This window comes from Algoriphagus iocasae (assembly GCF_014206875.1).
Lineage (GTDB): Bacteria > Bacteroidota > Bacteroidia > Cytophagales > Cyclobacteriaceae > Algoriphagus > Algoriphagus iocasae.
Window position 1 is genome coordinate 1,196,561 of record NZ_JACIJO010000002.1, and the last position, 23,450, is coordinate 1,220,010.

The 23,450-nt window shown below is 38.0% G+C and carries 20 protein-coding genes and 1 tRNA gene; 15 read left to right on the forward strand and 6 right to left on the reverse strand.

Translation table 11 applies throughout. The features are described from left to right. Window positions 1-15 precede the first annotated feature (15 nt). From FHS59_RS12535 to FHS59_RS12545, 3 genes are all read left to right on the forward strand, one after another. The gene (locus tag FHS59_RS12535) at window positions 16-501 is read left to right on the forward strand and encodes a peptide deformylase (RefSeq protein WP_184495484.1); all 486 of its coding nucleotides are present in this window, start codon (window positions 16-18) and stop codon (window positions 499-501) included. A gap of 152 nt (window positions 502-653) precedes the next feature. Continuing rightward, window positions 654-3,473 (forward strand): carbamoyl-phosphate synthase large subunit, encoded by a 2,820-nt coding sequence (carB, locus tag FHS59_RS12540; RefSeq protein WP_184495485.1) that lies wholly within the window; start codon window positions 654-656, stop codon window positions 3,471-3,473. 24 nt (window positions 3,474-3,497) lie between these two features. After that, on the forward strand, window positions 3,498-3,755 hold the full coding sequence (locus FHS59_RS12545; protein ID WP_184495486.1) for a DUF4834 family protein: 258 nt from the start codon (window positions 3,498-3,500) through the stop codon (window positions 3,753-3,755). Between the two features lie 64 nt (window positions 3,756-3,819). On the opposite strand, the gene FHS59_RS12550 is transcribed toward FHS59_RS12545, so the two are convergent. Next, window positions 3,820-5,013: a class I SAM-dependent methyltransferase gene (locus FHS59_RS12550; RefSeq protein WP_184495487.1), complete on the reverse strand. Its 1,194-nt coding sequence runs from the start codon at window positions 5,011-5,013 to the stop codon at window positions 3,820-3,822. Then, window positions 5,013-6,002 (reverse strand): aspartate-semialdehyde dehydrogenase, encoded by a 990-nt coding sequence (locus FHS59_RS12555; protein ID WP_184496108.1) that lies wholly within the window; start codon window positions 6,000-6,002, stop codon window positions 5,013-5,015. Before FHS59_RS12555 ends, FHS59_RS12550 begins: the two co-directional genes overlap by 1 nt. A 178-nt stretch (window positions 6,003-6,180) precedes the next feature. On the opposite strand from FHS59_RS12555, the gene FHS59_RS12560 reads away from it, so the two are divergent. From FHS59_RS12560 to scpB, 4 genes are all read left to right on the forward strand, one after another. Then, window positions 6,181-8,700, forward strand: a complete 2,520-nt coding sequence (locus FHS59_RS12560) for a lamin tail domain-containing protein (RefSeq protein WP_184495488.1) — start codon at window positions 6,181-6,183, stop codon at window positions 8,698-8,700. Between the two features lie 66 nt (window positions 8,701-8,766). Continuing rightward, window positions 8,767-8,937, forward strand: coding sequence for a hypothetical protein (locus FHS59_RS12565; protein WP_184495489.1), 171 nt, complete (start codon window positions 8,767-8,769; stop codon window positions 8,935-8,937). Between the two features lie 256 nt (window positions 8,938-9,193). Next, window positions 9,194-9,577 carry a TraR/DksA family transcriptional regulator gene (locus tag FHS59_RS12570; protein WP_184495490.1) on the forward strand — a complete coding sequence of 128 codons (384 nt, stop codon included), beginning with the start codon at window positions 9,194-9,196 and terminating at the stop codon, window positions 9,575-9,577. 2 nt (window positions 9,578-9,579) lie between these two features. Further along, on the forward strand, window positions 9,580-10,140 hold the full coding sequence (gene scpB, locus FHS59_RS12575) for an SMC-Scp complex subunit ScpB (protein ID WP_184495491.1): 561 nt from the start codon (window positions 9,580-9,582) through the stop codon (window positions 10,138-10,140). Here scpB and FHS59_RS12580 read toward each other — a convergent pair whose 3' ends face one another. From FHS59_RS12580 to era, 4 genes are all read right to left on the reverse strand, one after another. Further along, window positions 10,141-10,761 carry a SprT-like domain-containing protein gene (locus FHS59_RS12580; protein WP_184495492.1) on the reverse strand — a complete coding sequence of 207 codons (621 nt, stop codon included), beginning with the start codon at window positions 10,759-10,761 and terminating at the stop codon, window positions 10,141-10,143. Window positions 10,762-10,827: 66 nt separating this feature from the next. Next, window positions 10,828-11,025 carry a hypothetical protein gene (locus FHS59_RS12585; protein ID WP_184495493.1) on the reverse strand — a complete coding sequence of 66 codons (198 nt, stop codon included), beginning with the start codon at window positions 11,023-11,025 and terminating at the stop codon, window positions 10,828-10,830. Window positions 11,026-11,102: 77 nt separating this feature from the next. Further along, window positions 11,103-12,416: a ribosome biogenesis GTPase Der gene (der, locus tag FHS59_RS12590; RefSeq protein WP_184495494.1), complete on the reverse strand. Its 1,314-nt coding sequence runs from the start codon at window positions 12,414-12,416 to the stop codon at window positions 11,103-11,105. A gap of 2 nt (window positions 12,417-12,418) precedes the next feature. Continuing rightward, complete coding sequence (era, locus tag FHS59_RS12595; RefSeq protein ID WP_184495495.1) at window positions 12,419-13,312, reverse strand: GTPase Era; 894 nt, start codon at window positions 13,310-13,312, stop codon at window positions 12,419-12,421. 296 nt (window positions 13,313-13,608) lie between these two features. Here era and FHS59_RS12600 point away from each other — a divergent pair. The 8 genes from FHS59_RS12600 to FHS59_RS12635 all read left to right on the forward strand — a co-directional run bounded on the left by FHS59_RS12600 (window position 13,609) and on the right by FHS59_RS12635 (window position 23,407). Further along, window positions 13,609-13,681, forward strand: a tRNA-Met gene (locus FHS59_RS12600). Between the two features lie 194 nt (window positions 13,682-13,875). Beyond that, window positions 13,876-15,132, forward strand: coding sequence for a tyrosine-type recombinase/integrase (locus FHS59_RS12605; RefSeq protein ID WP_184495496.1), 1,257 nt, complete (start codon window positions 13,876-13,878; stop codon window positions 15,130-15,132). Window positions 15,133-15,134: 2 nt separating this feature from the next. Next, a complete protein-coding gene (locus FHS59_RS12610) occupies window positions 15,135-15,815 on the forward strand; it encodes a hypothetical protein (RefSeq protein ID WP_184495497.1) in 681 nt (226 codons plus the stop codon). Between the two features lie 75 nt (window positions 15,816-15,890). After that, on the forward strand, window positions 15,891-16,199 hold the full coding sequence (locus FHS59_RS12615; protein WP_184495498.1) for a hypothetical protein: 309 nt from the start codon (window positions 15,891-15,893) through the stop codon (window positions 16,197-16,199). Between the two features lie 268 nt (window positions 16,200-16,467). Continuing rightward, window positions 16,468-17,490 (forward strand): AAA family ATPase, encoded by a 1,023-nt coding sequence (locus FHS59_RS12620; RefSeq protein WP_184495499.1) that lies wholly within the window; start codon window positions 16,468-16,470, stop codon window positions 17,488-17,490. A gap of 199 nt (window positions 17,491-17,689) precedes the next feature. Continuing rightward, a complete protein-coding gene (locus FHS59_RS12625; RefSeq protein WP_184495500.1) occupies window positions 17,690-18,712 on the forward strand; it encodes a toprim domain-containing protein in 1,023 nt (340 codons plus the stop codon). A 161-nt stretch (window positions 18,713-18,873) separates the two neighbouring features. Continuing rightward, on the forward strand, window positions 18,874-19,077 hold the full coding sequence (locus FHS59_RS12630) for a hypothetical protein (RefSeq protein WP_184495501.1): 204 nt from the start codon (window positions 18,874-18,876) through the stop codon (window positions 19,075-19,077). Next, a complete protein-coding gene (locus tag FHS59_RS12635; protein ID WP_184495502.1) occupies window positions 19,064-23,407 on the forward strand; it encodes an NACHT domain-containing protein in 4,344 nt (1,447 codons plus the stop codon). Before FHS59_RS12630 ends, FHS59_RS12635 begins: the two co-directional genes overlap by 14 nt. Window positions 23,408-23,450 lie beyond the last annotated feature (43 nt).

A 23,450-nucleotide genomic window follows, 5' to 3' on the forward strand; every position in this document is an offset into this window, starting at 1 on the left:
GGCTATTTTCAGATCATGAAAACCATCCACGACATCCTCAAGCTCGGCGATCCAAGACTATACGAGGTTTGCGAGCCAGTTCTCGAAGAAGAGTTGGACCAAGTCCCTGAATGGACGCAACAGCTACATGAGGCCATGGAGGATATTCGTAAGGTTTACGGCTTTGGGAGAGGAATCGCAGCTCCTCAACTGGGAATCATGAAACGGATGTTTTACCTAAACCTAGATAAACCTTATATCATTCTTAATCCTGAAATCATAAATCCTAGCGAGGAGGAGTTTGAGTTATGGGATGATTGCATGAGTTTTCCCAATCTTCTGGTAAAAGTAAAAAGGCATCAATCTTTGACTTTGACCTATAGAGATGAAAATTGGAAGCATCAGGAATGGGAGGTTTCAGGGGCAGAATCTGAATTGATTCAACATGAGTTTGATCATTTGAATGGGATATTATGCACCATGAGAGCAATAGACCAAAAGAGTTTTCGCTGGAAAGAATAGGCTGTTTTTTCTTTTTGCTTAGGATCCTAGTTAATGAATTGTCAATACTTTGCCAGATTAATTAGAATTTACCCTTCCCCTTCGGGATTTTTTTTCTAATTTTGCCCCAATTTGGACGTAAGTAATTTCATCTCTCTATTCCCCCTCTTGTAATGCCAAAAGATAGTAGCATCAAGCACGTACTCATCATCGGTTCCGGTCCCATCGTCATCGGTCAAGCATGTGAATTTGACTATTCAGGTTCCCAAGCAGCTAGATCCCTTCGTGAAGAAGGTATCACGGTAACGCTGATCAACTCAAACCCTGCCACCATCATGACTGATCCGGTGACAGCAGATCATGTGTATTTGCTTCCTTTGGAGAAGAAATCCATCATCAAGATCCTGAAAGATCATCCTGATATCGATGCGGTACTTCCTACCATGGGTGGGCAAACAGCTCTAAACCTTGCAATAGATTGCGAAAACGCAGGTATTTGGAAGAAATTCAATACCAAAATGATCGGTGTGGATATCGATGCGATTGATACTGCCGAAAACAGAGAAAAATTCAAAGCACTGATGGAACAGATCGGTGTTGGAGTATGTAAAGGTGCAACAGCAACATCTTTCCTTCAAGGAAAAGAAATTGCTCAAGAGATAGGTTTCCCGCTTATTATTAGAGCTTCTTATACACTTGGAGGTGCTGGTGGAGCTTTTGTAGAAAAAGCGGAAGACTTCGAAAAGCACCTTAGCGCTGGACTTCAGGCTTCTCCAGTTCATGAAGTTTTGATCGAGCAAAGTATTCTAGGTTGGAAAGAATATGAGCTAGAAGTAATGCGTGACAATATCGGGAACATGATTGTTATCTGTTCTATCGAAAACTTTGACCCGATGGGTGTTCATACAGGTGACTCCATTACCGTGGCGCCGGCTATGACTCTTCCTGATACAGTTTATCAGCGCATGAGAAATTATGCGATTACAATGATGAATAGCATCGGTAATTTCGCTGGTGGTTGTAACGTGCAGTTTTCTGTAAGCCCTGATAACGAAACCATCATCGGAATTGAAATCAATCCTAGGGTCTCCAGATCTTCGGCATTGGCATCCAAAGCTACTGGATATCCGATCGCAAAAGTTGCTGCTAAGTTGGCAATTGGTTATAATCTGGATGAACTTCCAAACTCAATTACCGGAACAACTTCTGCTTATTTTGAGCCATCAATAGATTATGTAATCGTAAAAGTTCCTCGTTGGAACTTTGATAAATTCAAAGGTTCTGATCGTCGTCTAGGTCTTTCTATGAAGGCTGTAGGAGAGGTGATGGGAATCGGAAGAAACTTCCAGGAGGCACTTCAAAAAGCTTGTCAGTCTCTTGAAATCAAAAGAAATGGTTTAGGAGCTGATGGCAAAGAGTTAAAGGATCAGGATAAGATTTTGTACTCTTTGGCCAATCCTAGCTGGAATAGATTATTCCATGTCTACGATGCTTTCAAATTGGGAATTTCATTTAGAACGATTCACGATTTGACTAAAATCGACAAGTGGTTCTTAAGACAAATTGAAGAATTGATCCATCTTGAAGATGAGATTGAAAAATATGATATAGATACCATTCCATTTGAAATAATGGACATGGCGAAGAAAAGAGGATATGCTGATCGTCAGTTAGCTCACTTATTGGGTTGTTTGGAAAGCGAAGTCTTCCAGAAGCGCTATGAAGAAATGGGTATCAAGCGTGTCTATAAATTGGTAGATACCTGTGCTGCAGAATTTGAGGCGCAAACTCCATATTATTATTCCACTTTCGGAGAAGAAAATGAATCAGTAACTACTGATCGTAAGAAAGTGGTGGTTTTAGGTTCTGGACCAAACCGTGTGGGCCAAGGAATTGAATTTGATTATTCTTGTGTGCATGGCGTGTTGGCTGCAAAAGAATGTGGCTACGAAACGATCATGATCAACTGTAACCCTGAGACTGTTTCTACTGACTTTGACATTGCTGATAAGTTGTACTTTGAGCCTGTTTTCTGGGAGCATATTTATGAAATCATCCTTCACGAAAAGCCAGAAGGCGTTATCGTACAGTTAGGTGGTCAAACTGCTTTGAAACTTGCAGAGAAACTAGATAAGTACGGAATCAAAATCATCGGTACTAGCTTCGAAGCTTTGGATCTTGCAGAAGACAGAGGTCGTTTCTCGACTCTCTTGAAAGAAAATGATGTTCCTTATCCAGAATTTGGAACAGTTCACAATACTGATGAAGCATTAGAGCTTTGCAAAACTATCGGATTCCCGCTTTTGGTAAGACCATCTTATGTATTGGGCGGTCAAGGAATGAAGATCGTAATTAACGAGAAGGAGCTGGAAGAGCATGTGGTGAATGTCCTTAGAGATATCCCTAACAATGAGATTCTTCTTGATCACTTCCTAGAAGGAGCTATTGAAGCGGAAGCAGATGCGATCTGTGATGGAGAAAATGTCTACATCATTGGAATCATGCAACACATAGAGCCAGCGGGTATCCACTCAGGTGACTCTTATGCAGTACTTCCTCCATATAACTTGGGAGATTTGGTAATCCGTCAGATTGAAACTTATACAGAGAAAATTGCTTTGGCTTTGAAAACTGTTGGTCTGATCAACATCCAGTTTGCAATCAAAAATGATAAAGTTTATATCATCGAAGCAAACCCAAGAGCATCTAGAACCGTTCCGTTTATCTGTAAGGCTTATCAAGAACCTTATGTGAATTATGCCGTAAAGGTGATGCTGGGAGAGAAAAAAGTGACTGATTTTGAATTCAAACCTGTGAAAAAGGGTTATGCAATCAAAGAGCCAGTTTTCTCATTCCACAAATTCCCGAATGTAAACAAAGAATTGGGTCCAGAAATGAAATCCACCGGTGAAGCGATTTACTTTATCGAAGACTTGATGGATGATTACTTCTTGAAAATCTATTCAGAGAGAAATCTTTACTTGAGTAGATAAGCCTGATTAAAATTATAAACAGTTTTGGTAAAATTTCTTGTCATATTACTTGGAGTCGGCTGGCTTTTGGGCCAGCTGATCCGATATTTTCTTAGATCTAAGCTTGCGAAATTTGCGCAGCAAGTAAATGAAGCAGCGAAAGAAGAACAAAGAGCTCAGGCACATGCCAACAGACCCAAAGATGAGGTAGTGGTGGATTACGTTCCTAAGCAGTATAAGGAAAAGCGGCAAAAAGATATCAAAGGTGGAGATTATGTCGACTATGAAGAAGTGAAGGATTAATCCTTCACTTTTTTTATTTATCCCAATTGGTCAGTAATAACTGATGTTTCTTGAAAAGAGAAAATTATTCCGATTTTGCCAGTCGGCACCAAAAAACTTTAAAACCACTTTGGGTTTTAGTTCCTATTAAAAAGTCCTCTCCACCGTCTTTTAACCCCAGTTTTTTCTTGAGGATTTCCGAACCACTAGCATAGTTCCGAGTAATTACATTCACTTTTCCCGAGGGAAACAATTTTTTGATTTCAGCCTTCTTTGGCTGAACTTCCTGCACAACCTGAAATACTCTTCCGGGTAATTCTTGAGGAAAATTTGGAGAGGTATAAATATGGCTATTTGTATCCAACTTGCTAAGGCCAAAACGCTCTCCAAAGGTCTTAAATGCGCCCGCTTTTAAAATGGCTGAAAAAGGCTCAATCAAAAAATCCAAGACCTCTCCAAACTGAGATTGGATACTTTCTTCTTCTTTTGGCTCAAATGAAAAATAGCTTTCTTTTACTCCAAGGTCAATTGCCTCAATAATGAAAGGAGAGTTTGTCTTTTCCTTATCCCAATGTAAAAGCAGTTCTTTTACTTCGTTTTTGACAGAAATGACCTGCACTTTTTGAATGTCTGGGATCTCAAAAATTGCCTGAGAAATATCCAGCATAGGGGATACCTTCAGTAAAATCGAATCAGCTTTGCTCTTCATCATTTCCCAAGAACTGACCACATCTGGCTCACAATCCTGCAGCTTATAAAGTTTTTGATTCCCCTTTCCTCTTCTGGCTGGATCAGCATATATCAAATCAAAGTGATGGTCTGATTTTGATAAATATTCTAATCCATCACCCGCAACAACTTCGAATTTTTTTGGTGCTAAAACCTCAAGATTATGCTTTGCTATTTCTGCGAGTTCTTGTTGTTGTTCACAATAGATGGCTTTTTCAAAACCTTTGCTGAGATAGAAACTATCCACGCCAAAACCACCGGTAAGGTCTATCATAAGATTGCCTTTTCTGTTTCTTGCTTTGAATTCGGCTGTTTGCTCGGATGAACTTTGTTCTAAAGAAATAGATGCTGGAAATACCAGTTGAGAATTTGAGGTCCAGGAAGGAAGTTTTTTAGCCGCCTTTTGTCTAGCAGAAATCTGATGAACTGCGGCTTTCAGATCAAATTCTGTTTTGCCCTGGTATTTAAAAAGTAAAAGTGCAGGATCTTCATTCAGATGATCCTGCACAAATTTTTGAAATTCCTTTGTATGAATTTCTGACCAGCTCATTAAACCAAGCTGTTCGCTAATAAATATTCAGCGATTTGAACCGCATTGGTTGCAGCACCTTTACGAAGGTTGTCCGCTACAATCCACATATTCAACGTGTTTTCCTGAGACTCATCTCTTCTCAATCTTCCGACAAAAACCTCATCTTTTTTATGAGCATTGATCGGCATTGGATAGACGAAGTTGGCAGGATCATCCTGAACAATAACGCCAGGAGTTTCGGAAAGAAGTTTTCTAACTTCATCTAGATCAAAATCTTCTTTGAACTCCACATTTACAGCTTCCGAGTGACCACCCATGGTTGGGATTCTTACGGTAGTAGCTGTCACCTTAATGCTATCGTCAGAGAAAATCTTTTTCGTCTCATTGATCATTTTCATTTCCTCTTTGGTATACCCATTTGGCTGGAATACATCGATATGAGGAAGTACGTTCATGTCAATTTTGTGTGGGTAGACCATTTCAGGTGTCTCTCCCGCACGTTCGGCCATCATTTGATCTACCGCAGCTTTTCCCGTACCTGTTACTGACTGGTAGGTAGAAACAACGATTCTCTTGATGCCATATCGCTGACGCAAAGGCTCCAATGCCAAAACCATTTGGATGGTAGAGCAATTAGGGTTTGCAATGATTTTATCTTCAGCTTTCAACTCTTTTGCATTGATCTCAGGAACAACTAGTTTCTTGCTTGGATCCATTCTCCAAGCAGAAGAGTTATCCACTACGATGGTTCCTACTTCAGCAAACTTTGGTGCCCATTCTAGAGAAGTGCTGCCACCTGCAGAGAAGATTGCGATTTCCGGTTTTAACGAAACAGCCTCAGCCAGCCCGATAACAGTGTAAGGTTTACCCTTATACTCGATCTGTTTACCTACAGAGCGCTCAGAAGCGACTAATAGAAGTTCGTCAAAAGGGAAGTTGTGCTCATCTAGCACTTCGAGGATTTCGGAGCCCACCAAACCGGTAGCTCCTACCACTGCTAATTTCATCAGACTGGTTTTTAATAGGTTGTTTTTATTTTGGATTGCAAAAGTAAGGTCTAAGGATTCATTTTCAGGATATTCTGCTAAAATTTTTATCATTTCAAGGTGAAAATTGCTTGAATCAACTACTAATAAGTTGGTTTTACTGCTTATATTTATCTATTACTTTTTTAATTAATAGGTTATGAGGCTATTATTTTTTTCAAATAATCTTTGGTTATTCATTCTTTGGCTACTGTTCTTGCCTTGGATCCTGAAATCAAATGCGCAAACTCAAGAGTTTGAAAACACCTTTTTGACAGTTTCTAATCCGGATGAATTTCTTCCAAACTGGTATGCTAACGAGGTCAGAAGTACCAGTTCCAGGATTTTTCAGGCGAAAGGCTTTGGCATAAATGGAAGTAATTGTTTGGCCGTCCAGCCAATTTCAACTTTTTACGGAGAGATAATTGTCAAATTAAATTTGGAAAAGTTTGCAAACCCTCAAGTCCGTTTTTGGGCAAGGTCTATTCAGAATGGTAGCGGTACCAGGCCTGTGGAAGTTTCTTATTCTTGGTCAACTCTATTGGATTTTGAGTTTGCTGAAACAATGGTTTTAGGCTCAGAAGAAGAATTTAAAAATGAAGATCAGGAATTTCGATCATTTAAGATTTCTATTCCACCAGACTTACAAGATGAACCGGTTTTGTTCTTGAAATTTGATGTCAGGTATGGGGAAGGTTCTGGAACCTGTGCGAGATGGCTTTTAGATGATTTTGAATATGGCGATTTCGTGGAGGATACTATTCCTCCACAAATAGAACTAATCAGAGGCTATCATCAAAATCAGGTTCAAGTGCTGTTCTCAGAGTCTCTTGATCCCATCTCTTCTCTGTTTCTGTGGAATTATAAGTTAAATGGAATAAATCCCGAATCAGTTACTTTGGGCTTAGACTCTGCTGTGATTTTGACTTTTTCAGAGTCATTGATCCATGGGGATAGCTATCAATTAAATGTCTCTCAAATTCCAGATTTGGCAGGTAATTCTCTGGAAGATACTACAAGTGGATTTGTGTTTTACAATCCTACTTTGGTATTGAAGAAGTCCTTGGTTATCAATGAAATTATGCCAGCACCAAGACCGGATTTGGATCTTCCAAATGTGGAATATGTCGAATTGTTAAATACAGAAGAATATTCCATACGCACAGAAGGGATGGTTTGGTCCAACTCAAGAAATTCTGCCTCCTTGCCGGATGTATGGATCGAGCCTGATGAATATGCGGTTTTGATCCCATCTAATCAACAGGAATGTATGGAAGAATTTGGTACACTGATCCCCGTTGATTCTTGGCCAACATTACTTAACTCAGGAGATCAGCTAAGATTATATGCCCAAGATGGAGTTTTGATTGATGAGCTAGAATATTCATCTGCTAGTTGGGGAAGTTCTGAAATGGCTTCATCAGGATATAGTTTAGAGATAGTGAATCCTTTTTTAGAATGTGATCAATCCGAATTGCTTGTTGCATCCAAAGATGCATTAAGGGGAACACCTGGTCGTCAAAACTCAGTTTTTGATTTAAGTGTTGATACAGATCCCCCGCTTTTAACTTTTATAGGTTTTCTAGATTCCCTGACTATTCAAGCAACTTTTTCAGAGCCAATCTCAACAGAACTCGAAATGAGTTCTTGGCAAAGTAATCCCGAGCTACTATTTGATACTGTTTATCAAAGTAATTCCAATTCGATTCTTTTAAATTTAGCTGAGCCGGCCAAGTCTTCACTCATTTATAAGCTTTCTTTGGGGGCAATTAGCGATTGCTCAGGTAATCTACTAGCCCAAAATGAGTATGAAATAATATTGCCAGATAATCCGGAAAAAGGCGATGTGTCAATCAACGAGCTTCTTTTTAATCCAAAAGCAGGCAGACCAAAATTTGTTGAATTGTTTAATTCCAGTGAAAAATATTTGGATGTGGGGAAAATGAAGCTTGGTAATATGGATGAATATAATGAGGTGGATCAAGTAAGAAATATTTCAGAATCTAACTTGGTATTATCTCCTAAATCTTATTTAGCGATCACCACGGATACTTTAAAATTGCGACAAGATTTTCCTAAATCGCTTACAGGTATGTTTTTTCAAATTTCCAGTCTCCCGAGTTATCCGATAGCTGGTGGAACAGTGGTTTTAATGAATGACGAAGAACAAGTTTTGGAGACTTTTACTTTTAGTGAGGATTTACATCACCCATTATTAAGAGATCCAAAAGGTGTTTCGCTTGAAAGAATTTCCATAAAGTCCGATTCCAATCTGAAGGATAATTGGCATTCTGCCTCTGGAAATGAAGATTATGGAACTCCCGGAAAAAAGAATTCACAGGTTTTTGAAGGAGAATATGATCAAGAGGTGCTTTCGATTACTCCAGAGGTTTTTGATCCTGAAGGTTCTGCCGGACCATCATTTACCACAATCACCTATCAATTAGACCAAAGTGGTTGGGTTGGTTCATTCGAAATTTATGATTTGGCGAGTAGGTTAATTAATGTTTTGGATAGAAATGCGATTTTAGGCGAGTCGGGTTTATATACTTGGGAAGGAACCGATGATTTGGGGGCGAAAGTACCACCAGGCTACTATGTTTTGGTGGTGGAATTATTTGATTTACAAGGGGCTGTAAAAGTTCTCAAAAAGACTGTCGTAGTTGCAACCCGGCTATAACTTTTGTGATTTTTTTCTATTAGTTCTAGTAGAAAATTAATAAATTGTATCATTACACCCGAAATCATGGAAAGAGACCTAATTACGCAAGCGCTGCATTCAATTTGCCTTCAGGAAGGAAAAGATATTAAAGATGTCCACCAATATCTGTTAATGAAATATAGGATTGAGGTGGAGGAACTCGTCTTGAAAAGAAGACTTGATAAATTGATAAATGAAGAAAAAGCTGTTGCATAACAGCTTTTTTTATGTCCAATTCTTTTGTGAATGAACTAAATAGCAGGATTTGTTTTAACGGCTGAGAGACTTTCTAATATGTAATTAGCTGATAATGAGTCGTATTTTTTTTTAATGTAATATTTCATTGATTAAGGTCCTTTAAAATTGATTTCTATCAGTGATATAGTTTTTGTAATTAAGCTTGCTAGACGTATTTTAGAGAACAAATAGGAAAATAATCCGTCCCAATTATATCATCTAATCCGAGCACACTATGAGTCAGGAAGGCAAAACAGCTTACTCCGCAGGAGAGCTAAAAGAATTTGAAGAAATCATCCTTCAAAAATTAGCAGTAGCAAAAGAAGAATTACATTCTTTGAAGGAAACTTTGAGTAAGAAAAACGATAGTGGGACAGATTTCACTGCGTCGACTTCAAAGCTTTTGGAAGATGGAGCGGATACGCTTGAAAGAGAAAGTTTGAACCAATTGGCTGCTAGACAGCAGAAATTCATCATCAATCTTGAAAATGCATTAATTCGAATCAAGAATGGTACTTACGGTGTTTGTGTTGATACTGGGAAATTGATTTCTAAAGAAAGACTCAAGGCGGTACCACATACAATGCATTCGATAGAAGCTAAACTTTCTAAAAAGTAATATTGGAATTTCTTCATCGTCATATTGAAGCATTGGTTTTTTGTGCACCATCTCCATTAGGAACTAATGAGATTGTAAAATGCCTCACAGAAATGTTTGAGGCAGAGGTGCCAATAGACCATGTTCAATCTGCGATAGAAGAATTAATTGAAAAATATAACTCTGAAGAATTTTCATTTGCCTTGGAAAACCTCGGAGGAGGATATCAATTTTTGACCAAGCCGGCTTATCAAACCAGTATAAGTATATTATTGAAGCAGCAATCTCAAAAAAGGCTTTCCACAGCCCAATTAGAGACGCTATCAATTATCGCATACAAGCAGCCTGTGACTAAAGGTGATATTGAGCAGATTCGGGGTGTGAATTCGGATTACTCTGTTCAGAAATTACTGGAAAAAGAATTGGTGGAGGTGAAAGGGAAGTCCGATGGGATAGGCAGGCCATTGCTTTTTGGGACTTCGGGTAAGTTTATGGAATACTTTGGGATAAATTCCATCAATGATTTGCCTCAACCTAAGGATTTTTCTCAGCCAGAAAATCAAATCGGAGAAGAAAGAGAATAGTTAAACCGGGTTTACTTTTGCCATCAAGGCAATCAGAAACTTTTTACCGGTATGAATCTCTTTGCAAACTACGCGAGTTCTTCTTGTTTCAGCTTTTTCAAATTCTCTTCCTGAAATCAAAAACCTAGAACCGGGTTTCAAATCAGAAAGAAAGATCTGTGTTGATTCCTCTTTTTTGAGATCGTATTTACTCATTTCCTTCATTAAAAATAGATCGGCTGCAGAGCTGGCTTTTGGCGCTCTCATGTGGGTTTTTAAAGGAATTAAGATGTCAATGGGAAAAAAATCCTCTTTTAGAAATGGAAACATTAAGTTTTGGAAAGTGGATTTCCATTCTCTTCCATGCGGATTGATTGCGAACCCAAATTTCTTGAATGCATGAAGATGTGCTACCTCATGGATATAAGTGAGAAGGAACTGATATTTATTTAAATCAGCGTTTAAAGTGATTGTCTGAAATTCCTGATCTCTTCTATATCTAAAATCTCCAAGTTTGGTTTTTCGGCTTGAAGTAATTCTAAAGTGAAAAGGCTGATCTTGCCAGATTTTGAGGCAATAGGGAACAGCTGCAGAAGGAAGGTGTTTGGAGAATAATTCTTCCAGATGTGCGGCTACATGCATGCTGAAAAATACAAAAAAAAGAGTCCCGAAATTTCCGGGACTCGATCTTTTTAAGAAGGAGGTTGATTATTTAACCTCTTCAACTGTTTCTTCTACGATTACTACTTCAGTAGTGTCAGCAGTAGACTCTTCGATGATAACTTCTTCTTCAACAGCTTCAACTGTTTCAGTTACCTCTACAGTCTCTTCTTTAACTTCTTTGTTACCGCAAGAAGTAGCGAACATTACGCTAGAGATTGCGAAAATTGCAAATACCTTTTTCATTTGTTGTGATTTTCTTAATTACAATGCAAAGTTATTATTACTTTTCACAATTAAACAAGTAACCGTTCAAATATTTTTTATTTGTTTTTGTAAATAATTTTTACCGGAACTCCGTCAAAATCAAAGTTTTCTCTTAACCTGTTTTCCAGGTATCTAGTATATGGCGATTTGATGTATTGAGGGAGGTTACAGAAGAAAGCAAAGACCGGATTTTTGGTTGGTAACTGGGTGACATACTTGATCTTAATGTACTTTCCTTTCCATGCTGGCGGAGGATATTTTTCAATTTCAGGAAGCATGACATCATTTAGTTTTGAGGTCTGTACTTTTCGGGTCTTATTTTCATAGACCTTCACAGCCAATTCTATTGCCTGGAAAATTCTCTGCTTGGTTGTCACTGATGTAAAAATGATGGGAATCCACTTGTTTTCGCCAAGCCTTTCCATCATATCTTCTTTGACCTTGTTCATGGTTTTATGGTCTTTTTCTATCAAGTCCCATTTATTCACCATGATCATGACTCCTTTGTTGTTTTTGATGGCTAATCCTATCAAGTTGATGTCCTGAGATTCTAGGCCTCTCGATGCATCCACCATGACGATGATTACATCGGATTCTTCAAGAGTTCTTAGGGAGCGCATGACGGAATAGAACTCCACATCTTCATGCACTTTGGCCTTTTTCCGGATTCCAGCAGTATCAGTAATGATGAAATCCTGTCCATAAAGTTTGTATCTCGTATGGATGGCGTCTCTCGTAGTTCCTGCTTCATTGGTTACAATCGATCTTTCCTGACCCAAAAGAGCATTTAAGAAAGATGACTTTCCGACATTTGGTCTACCCAAGATGGATATTTTAGGAATACCCGCATCAGGGTCCTCTGTGCCTTCATCCTCAAAATGAGAAACTACCTGGTCTAAAAGATCACCAGTTCCACTTCCACTTGCTGCAGCGATTGGGTAAACCTCAAAATCACTGATGCCTAGAGAATAAAATTCTGAAGACATAAAACTTTTTTCCTGATTGTCTGCTTTGTTGGCGACAATGTAAATCGGTTTTTGAGTTGCTCTTAATTCATTCGCAAACTCCATATCCAAATCAGTTAGCCCATCATGGCAATCCACGACGAAAAGAATGACGTCTGATTCTTCTACAGCAAGTTTAACTTGCTTTCTTATTTCTGCTTCGTAAACATCATCAGAACCCGTAACATACCCTCCTGTATCTATTACAGAAAAGAATTTACCTGTCCACTGAGCATGGCCATAATGTCTGTCGCGAGTTACCCCACTCATGTTGTCCTCAATCGCCTTTCTCTCTTCGACTAGTCTGTTGAATAATGTGGATTTACCTACGTTAGGTCTACCTACAATTGCTACAATATTTGCCATAATCAGGTTGGGTCGTACCCAAATTTTTTCAATTTCAATTTATTTTTTCTCCAGTCGGCTTCCACTTTGACAAAAGTCTCAAGAAAGACCTGCTTGCCAAAAAACTTTTCCAATTCCTCCCTCGCTTCCATTCCTACTTTTTTGATGGCTTTTCCTTTATCGCCGATAATAATGCCTTTTTGGCTGTCACGCTCGACGTAAATGGTAGCACGAATCCGGATGATCTTATTTTTTACGTAAAACTCCTCAATATTCACTTCTGAGCTATAAGGAATTTCTTTTTTGTAGTTGTTGAAAATTTTCTCACGAATGATCTCGGAGGCAAAGAACCGCTCGGAGCGGTCTGTAAGTTCCTCTTTGTCGTAAAAAGCAGGGTGCTCAGGTAACCTTTCCAAGATTTCCTGCATTATTTTATCGGTATTGAATTTTTCTCCTGCAGAAATAGGAATCACCACAGATGATTTAATTCTGGAGGTCCAGTATTCTGTCACAGTCTCTAGCTGTCCTTCTTTGGCTAGATCGATTTTATTGATTACCAAAATGACTGGAATGCCTGAGTTGTTGATTTTTTCAATTACCTCCTCAATTTCCTCGTCAGTTTCGTAAAGGTCAGTGACAAAAAGAATGACATCAGCGTCCTCCAATGAGATGTTCACAAAGCTCATCATGTTTTTATGAAGCTCATATTGAGGCTTCAACATTCCAGGTGTATCAGAAAAAACGATCTGATAATTTTCAGAATTTGTCAAACCCAGAATTCTATGTCTAGTAGTTTGAGCTTTGGAAGAGATGATGGATAGTCGCTCACCCACAAGAATATTCATCAAAGTAGATTTACCTACATTGGGTTTTCCGATGATGTTTACAAATCCTGCTTGGTGTTTGGCTTGAGTCATTCTAAGAAATTTTTCACAAAGGTACTTGATTTTTAGACATTCCAGACGTTTTTAAAGTTTCTACAAAATAAAATTTGGCTTTATTTTGTAATAAATAAATCTAGGAAAGTACTCTGTAATGTTGCTGGAATTGACCTAGATAGCTTTATCTTCATAGGAAGGTCGATACTTGGGGCTTAATATTTTTTTAAGATCTATTTTGGATTTGAAATTTAAACCACTACTTTTGTAACACAATTCGCCACAAGGGCAGATTTAGATAAGAAAAAGAAAGCAAAAAAGCTTTAAAATTATATCGCGGGATGGAGCAGTTGGTAGCTCGTCGGGCTCATAACCCGAAGGTCACAGGTTCGAGTCCTGTTCCCGCTACTTGGTAACTCCGGACAATGTAAAAATTGTTCGGAGTTTTTTGTTTTTCAGGGGTTTAGCATTATTTCGAATCTATTTGATTCTGTTAAATTCGGATGATTTTGTCCCAGTTTTTGTCCCAGATATTGTCCCAGTTTTTGTCCCAGTTTTTTATAATCTTTTTGCTTCGCTCTTTATTGTGACTATTTTGGGGCATGATTGACATCAAAATTTCTGCTGTGTTGAATCCTAAAGCGATTCCCTCTTCAGGTGGACAGGGGATTTATTTGTGCATAAATTGGAAAGTTCGACATTACATTAATCTCAAACTTGAGAAAATTCCTAAAAATGCTTGGTCAGGCAAACCAACCAAATGGGTGAATAGCCAATATCAGTATGCTGAGTTTCACAATAGGGTAATCGCTCGGGAGATTCATAGACTCAAAGGGATTATCCAGGATTTTTATAAACGAAACGAAGTACTGACTGCGGAAAAGTTGAAGAATATTTATCTGGTAAAATATCAAGGGAAAAAGTTGAAGGGTGTGAATGGTGTTCATGCTCCTGGTGCTAGTGATAAAGTTTCCGAATTCATTGATTATTCGATCAACTTTGGAGCTACTTCCAAAAAGGTAGCTGGAACAAAGAAAGTATATGTAACTCTGAGAAAACTTATTGAATCTTACAAAAAGACCTCTGTCATGGCAGATGTTGACGAAAACTATGTGTTGGAGTTTGTGGATTTCATGAGAAGTGATCAGACAGAAATCAATTCAGATACCACGTTGGCGAAGTATGTAGATCGCTTGAAGGTTATCTATCGAGAATACTGTGACCAGTATGCAATCCCGTTTAGAAAGAGAATTTTTGAAGGAATTGATATAGATTCCAATAAAAGACCTGAAAAGATCATCTATGTGAATGACGAGCAGTATAAGAAGCTGTTAGAGTTGAAATTCGACCGAAAAGAAAGAAGGCTTGAAATCACCAGAGATATTTTCATTTTGCTGTGTAATACCGCTCTCTATTACAATGATTTGATCGCAATTAGTAATGAAAAGGGATTTGACCGTAATTTGCTGAAGGAAAATCCCAACCACCTTGTGCTTCAGGGTGAGCGAAAGAAAAACGGTGAGGAATTCTGGATCCCTTTGAATGACACTGCTAAGAAGATCGTCAAAAAGTATTATGTCGAGGATGATGAAATGATTTTCCCAAAGAGTGTTGCAATATCTGAACAGAAGTTCAACCAGCATTTAAAAGTCCTGGCAGAAATGATTGGCTTTACAGATGTGCTTTCCAATAAAGTAGGAAGGAAGACCTTTGGTACCTGGACTGATCGATTGGGAATGGATGATAATGATATTAGGATGATTTTTGGTCACTCGCCGGGATCGGTTTTAAAAAAGTATTATACTGAAAGAAGGACGGTTGAATCCTACAACAGAATTCTTTCTTTGATTCAAAGGTGATTATGCAAAAGAAGAGCAAGCTGGCTATCAAACATTATCATGGTAATGAGCTGGAAAAGATAGGCAAATCTGCCACCGGATTTCCGCTGTACGTCATGGTTCGATACAAGAATGTCAAAACCAAATTTGCTTCTAGAATCGGGATGAAATTTGTAAAGGATCATGATGGTGATCTTAGTGCTTTAGATCGAGAAGTATCCAGAATCATTGAGGAGGAAGTTAAGTATATTGAGATGCTTCGGGATTACTTTGAGGATTCTTTGGAAGTAGAATTTACGCCGTCTATGATAGTGAATGAAGCCTATGAAAAGGTCACCTTGGAAAGGGTCGTTGACTATTTTGATTCCATTTTTGAGGATAGAGAGGTAAAGGAGATCCTTTGGAATATCAATCAGGATTTAGCTGAGTTGTATGAAGTGGCTGGTCCCGTTCGGTTCTTGTCTGCTTTACGTCATTTGGATTCGGAGCTTTTTAGTAGGATTATGAATATCCCAGAGGTTAAGGAGGTCTTTGACTATTATTTGGAGTACAAGTCCCTTAATTGGCCAGAGGTGACTAGGCTGCAAGTCAGGATGGCAGATGAAGAAGGAGAAAGAGTTTCTTCTAAATTGAGAAAATGGCTAGATGAGAAATTTGATGCAGAAATGCACCATTTCTATCATTTGAAGCCTATAAATATTTAAATGTTAAAAAATCGGACACTAGTGACCGATTTTATATTTTTTGCTTATATTTGAGTAAATCAAACTCAAATCAAGATGAATCAAGACACTTTTATTCCGTTTTCAGCTGTTAGCCAAAAATGGCTTGAAGAGAAGTTCAACAAGCTGGAAGAGAAAATTGCAAATATGAGTTCGGGGACTTCCGATAAGTCCATAAAAAACGAATGGCTCTCACTTCAGGAATTCATGGAGGCAACAGGTGTGAAATCCCATTACTCCATTTCCAAAATGGAGTCCGTTTCTGAATCTAGGGGAGAGGAATTCCGCTCCATGTTCAGAGGGAAAAGACGCTTTATCCACCAAAGAGAGGTGGAAAGATTTTATGCTGGAGAGTTTGAAAATTAAAAAGGAAAGGACAGCCATCCTTTCCTTTTGTTGAAAAAGCCAGTGGGCAGTTCCAAGTTGTCTTTTAACCTTCTGTTATTAAAAGTGTGTACTAAATTGGTAAAACTTTCAATCAAAGTCAACTTAGGCAAGACTGATCTCCCAACTTTTTCATCTCTCCCGACTCAGCACCAACTCTTGGTGATCAACTGATCTAATCAATTTATTCTTAAACAATTAATTGCAGCATTGGATAATAATGTTGCCTGGAATTTTAATGCCAAAAAGTATGACTTTATTAAATCAAGAATCTAATTCTAATGCACCCAGAAATGGTGAATTTTTAACCATCAAATCCGCTAACCAGTGGATTGATGAGGCCAAAAGTAAACCAATCCCCAAAAAGATATTTGGCCCATTTTGGTATGAAGAAGAGCTATGTATCCTCTTTGCCGATACGAATCAGGGTAAATCTCTGCTTGCTGTTCAGATCATCGACAGTGTGACAAAAGGAACTTCGACGCTAGGCCTGGAAATGGAGCTTCCTAAGTCCAAGGTAATTTACTTTGACCTGGAATTGACGGCCAAGCAATTTGAAATGCGATATGCACAACACGATAAGGATAAAGACATCCTGTTTGACCATTTCGAATTCAGTGAACAATTTTTAAGAGCTGAAATCAATCCCTATGGCTATGATGTATCGGTAGAAGATTACGAATCCTTTCTCTTTCGTGAGATTGAAAGCCAAACCACTGAGTCCAAGGCAAAAATTCTGGTGATCGATAATCTGTCCTGTGTCATTTCTGATAATGAAAAAGCAAAGAATACTACTCCGTTTTTGATTCGGCTTAACAACCTAAAGAAGATGTATGGCTGGTCGATCTTATTGATAGCACATACTCCCAAGAGGAATTTATTTGCTCCCATCAGTAGAAATGACATTCAGGGAAGCAAGAGCTTTATCAATCTTATCGATTCTTGCTTCGCAGTAGGGGAGAGTCAAAAAGATCCATCGATTAAATACCTGAAACAAATCAAAGTCCGGTATGGAGCATTTCAATTTCCTTCTGAGAATGTATTGGTATGCAAAATCGGTAAGGAGACTAATTTCAGCTCCTTCAAATTTTTAGAATATGGAAAAGAGTCAGAGCATCTCAAGCACTTCGATGCAGCTGATAAGGTCCAGGTAAAGAATAAAGCTTTTGAACTGAAAAAGAGTGGCTATTCGAATGTGAAAATCGCTCTGGAATTAGGAGTGTCAGAAGGAGCCGTGCGAAAGTGGCTGAAACAGGCTGAAATCGAGGATTAGTCGGACTCGAACGAATCGTACTGTACGAGGGGTACGAGGTGTACGAACCGTACGAATTCCTATACCTCCTACCCTTCTTTTTCTTTTTGATGTATTTCTATCAAATGTCAGCAAAAGAGAAAAATAGCTACTGATTTCAAGTGGCTGTAAATCAACTGTCTTTTTTAATTAGTGAAAACACTTTAACACAAAACCAACCATGAATTATACTGATTTAAAACATGAAGCGAGTCGAATCAAAAGGGACTTCTCTATAATAGATTATTTCCAGGGCTTAGTGAGTGTTGGAGCACTGAAATATGAAGGTATGCAAGGGAAGGAGCATTTCTTTGGGTTTCTCTCACAGCGGACTGGTTCCATCGCAGTGGATCATAGAACCAATGTGTGGTATGACCATGCTGCAGGAAGAGGAGGGGATGTTTTAGAAGCTGTCCAGGTTTTCGAAAATAAAACCTTTGCCCAGTCAGTTGAGCAACTTTCTGATTTTCCAACAGAGAGAACCGTGATACCAACGAATAAGCCAAAGGCCGCACCGAAGATTAAGATTGAAAGTGTAAAGAGGGTTTCTCATCCGGCTTTGGTGAATTATATACGAACCAGGGGGCTAGAGCCTAATGAGATTTCGGATTTCGCTAAGGAAGTACATTGGGGAAATAAAGGGAGGAAGTACTTCGCTGTTGGTTTTCCCAACGAGTCTGGTGGATGGGTGCTTAGATCTTCCATTTTCAAAGGGAATATTCTAGGAGGAGGTATTTCTATCCAGGTACTTGGAACTCCTGAAAGAATAAAAATCTTCGAAGGCTGGTTTGACTTTCTGAGTTATCTGAAGTTGTCAGGAGCAACCGATTTAAAAGCAATTATTTTGAACAGTACTGCCAATCTGAAATTAAGCCTGATCCTGGATGTTTTGGCAGAATGTGAGGTGGTAGATCTTTACCTGGATAACGATGCTACCGGTGATAAGTACACGGGCTTTTTCATGAAAGCAGCCCAGCTTTACCACTATTGTCGAAGGAATTCAATTTCTACTGATTGGGATTTGAAGATGCTAAAGGGTTGCCGTGATAAATTTGAGAAGCTCATTTCAACTCTCAAAATCAGCTCTAGAGATGTTGAAGGAATATGGAGATTTCAAACTGAAGTGACCGATCAAAGGTATCGATATAAGGGATTTGAGGATTTTAATGAGCTTTTGAAGCCTCATGTTGTCACTAGAAATTAGAAACATGTTAGGAAGTGACATATTCAGTTTTTTTCATTTTATACACAAAAATACCCAGTACAGGGTATTTTTTTTGTTTGGGTTAATCCTTTTCTTGGCAGCACCATTTATTCAAAACGCATCCTCAGAGCCAAAGTGTGATAAGTATGAGTGTCAAATAAATGGGAAATATCACCAACTACTTAAGGGGATTTGCCTTATTTTGGGAAATAACACCAATTGAGGATGTTCAATCGTTGTATGCCATGCTGAAAAAATCCACCGCACAAATAACTCATTCGATTTTGCCGACTCACAAGCCAAACGCAAAAAACCAAAAGAGCTATTTATTGCCAAAGCACAATGAAATAAATGACAGGAATTGAAAACATAGATTTTGGTAAGCTGAAACCTTATGATGGAAAAGTAACCCAGTGCTTTGAACAGCTTTGTTATCAAATTGCATTAAAAGAATATGGCCATCTTGGAAAATTCACTCCTATCGATGGTAGCGGTGGTGATGGAGGCGTTGAATTCTACTTGAAACACAATAATGGGGAGACTTGGGGTTGGCAATGTAAATTTTTTGGTGACAATGGCAGATTGAATGTAAGTTCAAGAGATACAGCAATTGAAAATTCCTTAGAAACAGCTTGTAGAAATCATATGAATTTGACTAAGTGGTTTCTCTGTTTAAAAACAGACTTAACTACTGATAGTCTTTCAAGTAAAGGAAAGTTTAGTAAGGGAGAGCGCAGCTGGTTCAATAACGAACTTCCTAAGAAGATTCCCACTTCCAGAATAATTAATCTTGAACTTTGGGGTAAATCGGACTTTGTATCATTTCTGAATAGTGCAAAACTTCTTGGTATTAGAAGTTTCTTTTTTGGTGAACTTGAATTTAACGATGGATGGTTCAATCGTAGATTTGAAGAAAACTACCAAAAGGTTAAGGACAAATTCGATCCAGATCTTCACAGTATAGATCAATACACTCAAACAATCATTGACTTCTCTCTTCTTAATACGGGTTATTTAAAACACTTAGAGGGTTTAAAAAAGGAGCTTCTCGATAAAGCCAATCAAATAAAATCTGCCATTGTAGATTTCCGTGACGAAAAAAATATCTCCAAAAAGGAGGAAAGTATCAGAGGTGCTTACCTTATCGTTTGTCAAGATTTTCAAAAGCATATTTCGTTAGTGTTTGAAAAGATCGACTCTTTAAAGAATTGTTTTGTTTCCTTTAAAGGAACAGAACTTTCATCTTTTCAAATAGAAGATTTGAGAAAGGACTTTTTCAAATACCTCGATAAGATTGATTATTCATCCTTTGAAGAAAAGTCAAGGGCAGCAAGAGATGCATATTCAATTTCCTATCTCATATCCGAATTTGGTGAAATTTATGAACGTTTCTTCAGGAATTACTTTCACCAGTCTCAAAGGACTATTCATTTTATCTCAGACGCAGGTAAAGGAAAAACTCATCTTTCGTGTGACATCGCATTTAAGAGAATTCAGCAGAATGAACCAGCTATTTTTCTCACAGCTGACAAGTTTTCAGGGGAAAAGTCTATTTCTGAGGCGATAAGAAAAATCCTTGACGTTGAGAATAAATTCACAGAAGATGAATTCCTTGATGCTCTGGATATTTACGGTTCGATAGTTAAGAAAAAAGTTCCAATAATCATTGATGGACTGAATGAAACAATAGAAAACAGGTACTTTTCCCCTATTTGGAAAAACCACCTTAGCAGTTTTGAAACTAAAACTAATGAACGTGACAATTTAGTACTAATTACTACCTGCCGTAATTCTTACAAGAATAGGGTTTGGGCTGATTCGAATGCCAACTTTCACTACTTGAATGGATTTGACGACTATGAAACTATTCAGGAGGCGGTCAACAAATATTTCAGCAAATACCTGTTAAAAGCAGACCTATTTTTTGCACGATTAGAAAAATTTCGAGAGCCAATTTTTTTAAAAATTTTCTGTGAAATTAAAAATCCGAATTGGAGAAGTGGAGACCCTGTAGAAGTCAATATTGAGGAGGAGTCTACCTATGATATCTTTAAAGAATATCTGGATCAAGTCAATCGTAGGGTAACAAATAGCAACCATCTTTTAAGGTCTAATGAACCTTTCATTAATAACAGCCTATCAGTTCTATCTGAGTTCTTATGGGAAAATGATCTACGGGAAATTCCAATAGATAAGTTCTACACCTTAATTGATGGTGATAAAGAGTATGACAAAGACAACTCAAAAGCGGATATATTAATCAGTGAGGGATTGGTAATGACCCGCGATATAAGAGAGAAAATAGAATTTGTCAGTTTCACCTACGATATGCTCGCAGGGTTCCTAATTGGTGTTAGATTAATAGAGCGTACTAATAATTTGAAGTATTTCACAAGCACAGAATTCATTAACAAGATAATTCGAGAGAAAGGTCAGCATCCCTTGTATGAAGATGTACTATATGCATTGTGCATGTTATTGCCACAGGTGAAAAATGTTGCAATGCACGAATTGCTTAAAACCAATTGGAAATTACGATTTACCAAAAAGTCAATTTTTAAGAAGCTGCCAAAGTTTGTCAAGAAACAATTTAAAGAGAGTATTTCATTCTCAAATTACTGCTTTAGTCAGTCAGTTGTTACACTGTTTAGCTTGCCAGCACAATTTGTTCAAGATACCGACCGAGAATTAGTAAGGTCACTATTCAACCGTTCAATTGAAAATCATAAACCACTACTTGACCTTTTCTTTAAAACAGTCAGTGATACTAAACACCCTTTAAACTCTAACTTTTTTTCTCAGCTTCTTGCCTCTTTAGAAATGAATGCAAGAGATCTAAGTTGGACAGAGTACATTAGAAAAAGAGCCTATGATTTAGAAGAGTTTGTTGAAGAATTTGAGCAACAATGTAAATTGAATAATAGAGAGTCGGAGATTTTAATTAGGAAACAACACCTTCTTGCAAAATTCATCTTATGGTTTCTGACGAGTACAAACCGTAACCTTCGAGATAAGTCCACAAGAGCACTTTATTACTATGGGAGGAAATTTCCTTCTTCGTTTTCTAAGCTAGTTTTTGAATCATTGAAAATTAATGACCCTTATGTATGGGAGCGTAGTTTAGCATGTTTATATGGGGTTTCAATGGGAAATCATAACTCCATAAGTTCGGATAAGTTTCGAAAAGAAACTCTTCCTGAAATTGGGAAATCGTTACATGATCTAATGTTCAAAAATGACGCTCCATTTTCAACAACCCATATTTTAGCCAGAGATTACGCCAGAAGAACAATTGAAATATGTTTGATTCATCACCCTAACCTATTAACATCAAGCGAAATAGAAGAAATTCGACCTCCGTATTCTTATGGCGGTATTAGGGATTTAGGTGAACGCAATCATGAAGAAATTGAATTTGGCTACTCTGGCCCTATTCACATGGATTTCAGCAATTATACGATAGGAAGAATTGTGAAAGATGGAGGATCTTATGCTAATCCACCTGAAAAGGTTAAAGTTCGGAAGCAAATTCTGTGGCGGATTCACGACTTGGGTTGGAACGAAGAACTGTTCAAAGAAGCTGAGACTTCACTCGGCAATGACAACTATTATAGCGGCCGTACAGAAAGAGCTAAAGTCGAGCGGTACGGGAAGAAGTATTCTTGGATTGCATTTTTTGAGAATGCAGGTTTAAGGAATGATTTAGGCCTTTTGGAAAAGGAATGGGACAGATACAGACTATCAGATGCAGACATAGACCCCAGCTTTCCACAGAAACCACCAAATGAGCTATTTGTAACTCATGATTTATTAGGTGACAGAAACTCTCCATTAGAAAAATGGTATGAAGAAGGTGGGATGCCGCATATTGAAGACTACCTAACTCAAACGGCTTTAAAAGGGCGGGACGGAGAATGGATTTGCTTAGATGGATTTATTGTTCAAGAAGATGTTCCTGCAGAACGGGAGCGATTCTCATTTATAAGGAGTTTCTTAGTTGAAGAGAAAGACTATAGTAAAGTGATGGATTTGCTAAACAAGCAAAATCTTGGCGGGCGCTGGTTGCCAGAGAAGCATGAAAACTACTATACATATGGGGGTGAACTGTACATATTTGACGAAGCTACATATGACAACTATACAGAATTAGAATTTGTTGTAGGTAAAAGAAAAGAGAAAGTTAAACCTGGAGACCCTGGTTATTATCCATCAATATTCTTGGACATTGATAAAGAAGACATTGAAATCAATAAAGAGTTTCCAGAAGAAATAGAAATTGAAGTATCAGAATTGGAAAAATTCGAAGCGCTAATGCCTGTAATGAAATACAACTGGGAAAGTTATCATTCTTCCGTAAACAAAGATGGTCACGTCACAGTTGTTGCGAAAGAACTCGCTAATCAATTAGGATTAGTTAGCCAGCCTCAAACTTTCGACCTACTAGACCAAGATGGTACAGCGGCTTCAATTAATGTTTATTTCCACAATGAGTACAATAACAATCATTCCCTTGTTTATCTCAGAAAGGACTTATTAGACAAATATTTGAAGGATAAGAAAATGAAGTTTGTGTGGGCTATTTGGGGAGAAAGGCAGTTGACCTTTAAAACAAATGAAAGAAGAACTGAATTCTTTACGGCTCATCCGTTCAAAGACCATCAAGTTTTTCAAAAGGTAATTGAATATGAAAAGTAGATTAATCCTCAACATCCATACACATTGCCAAGTCGCTAAATCC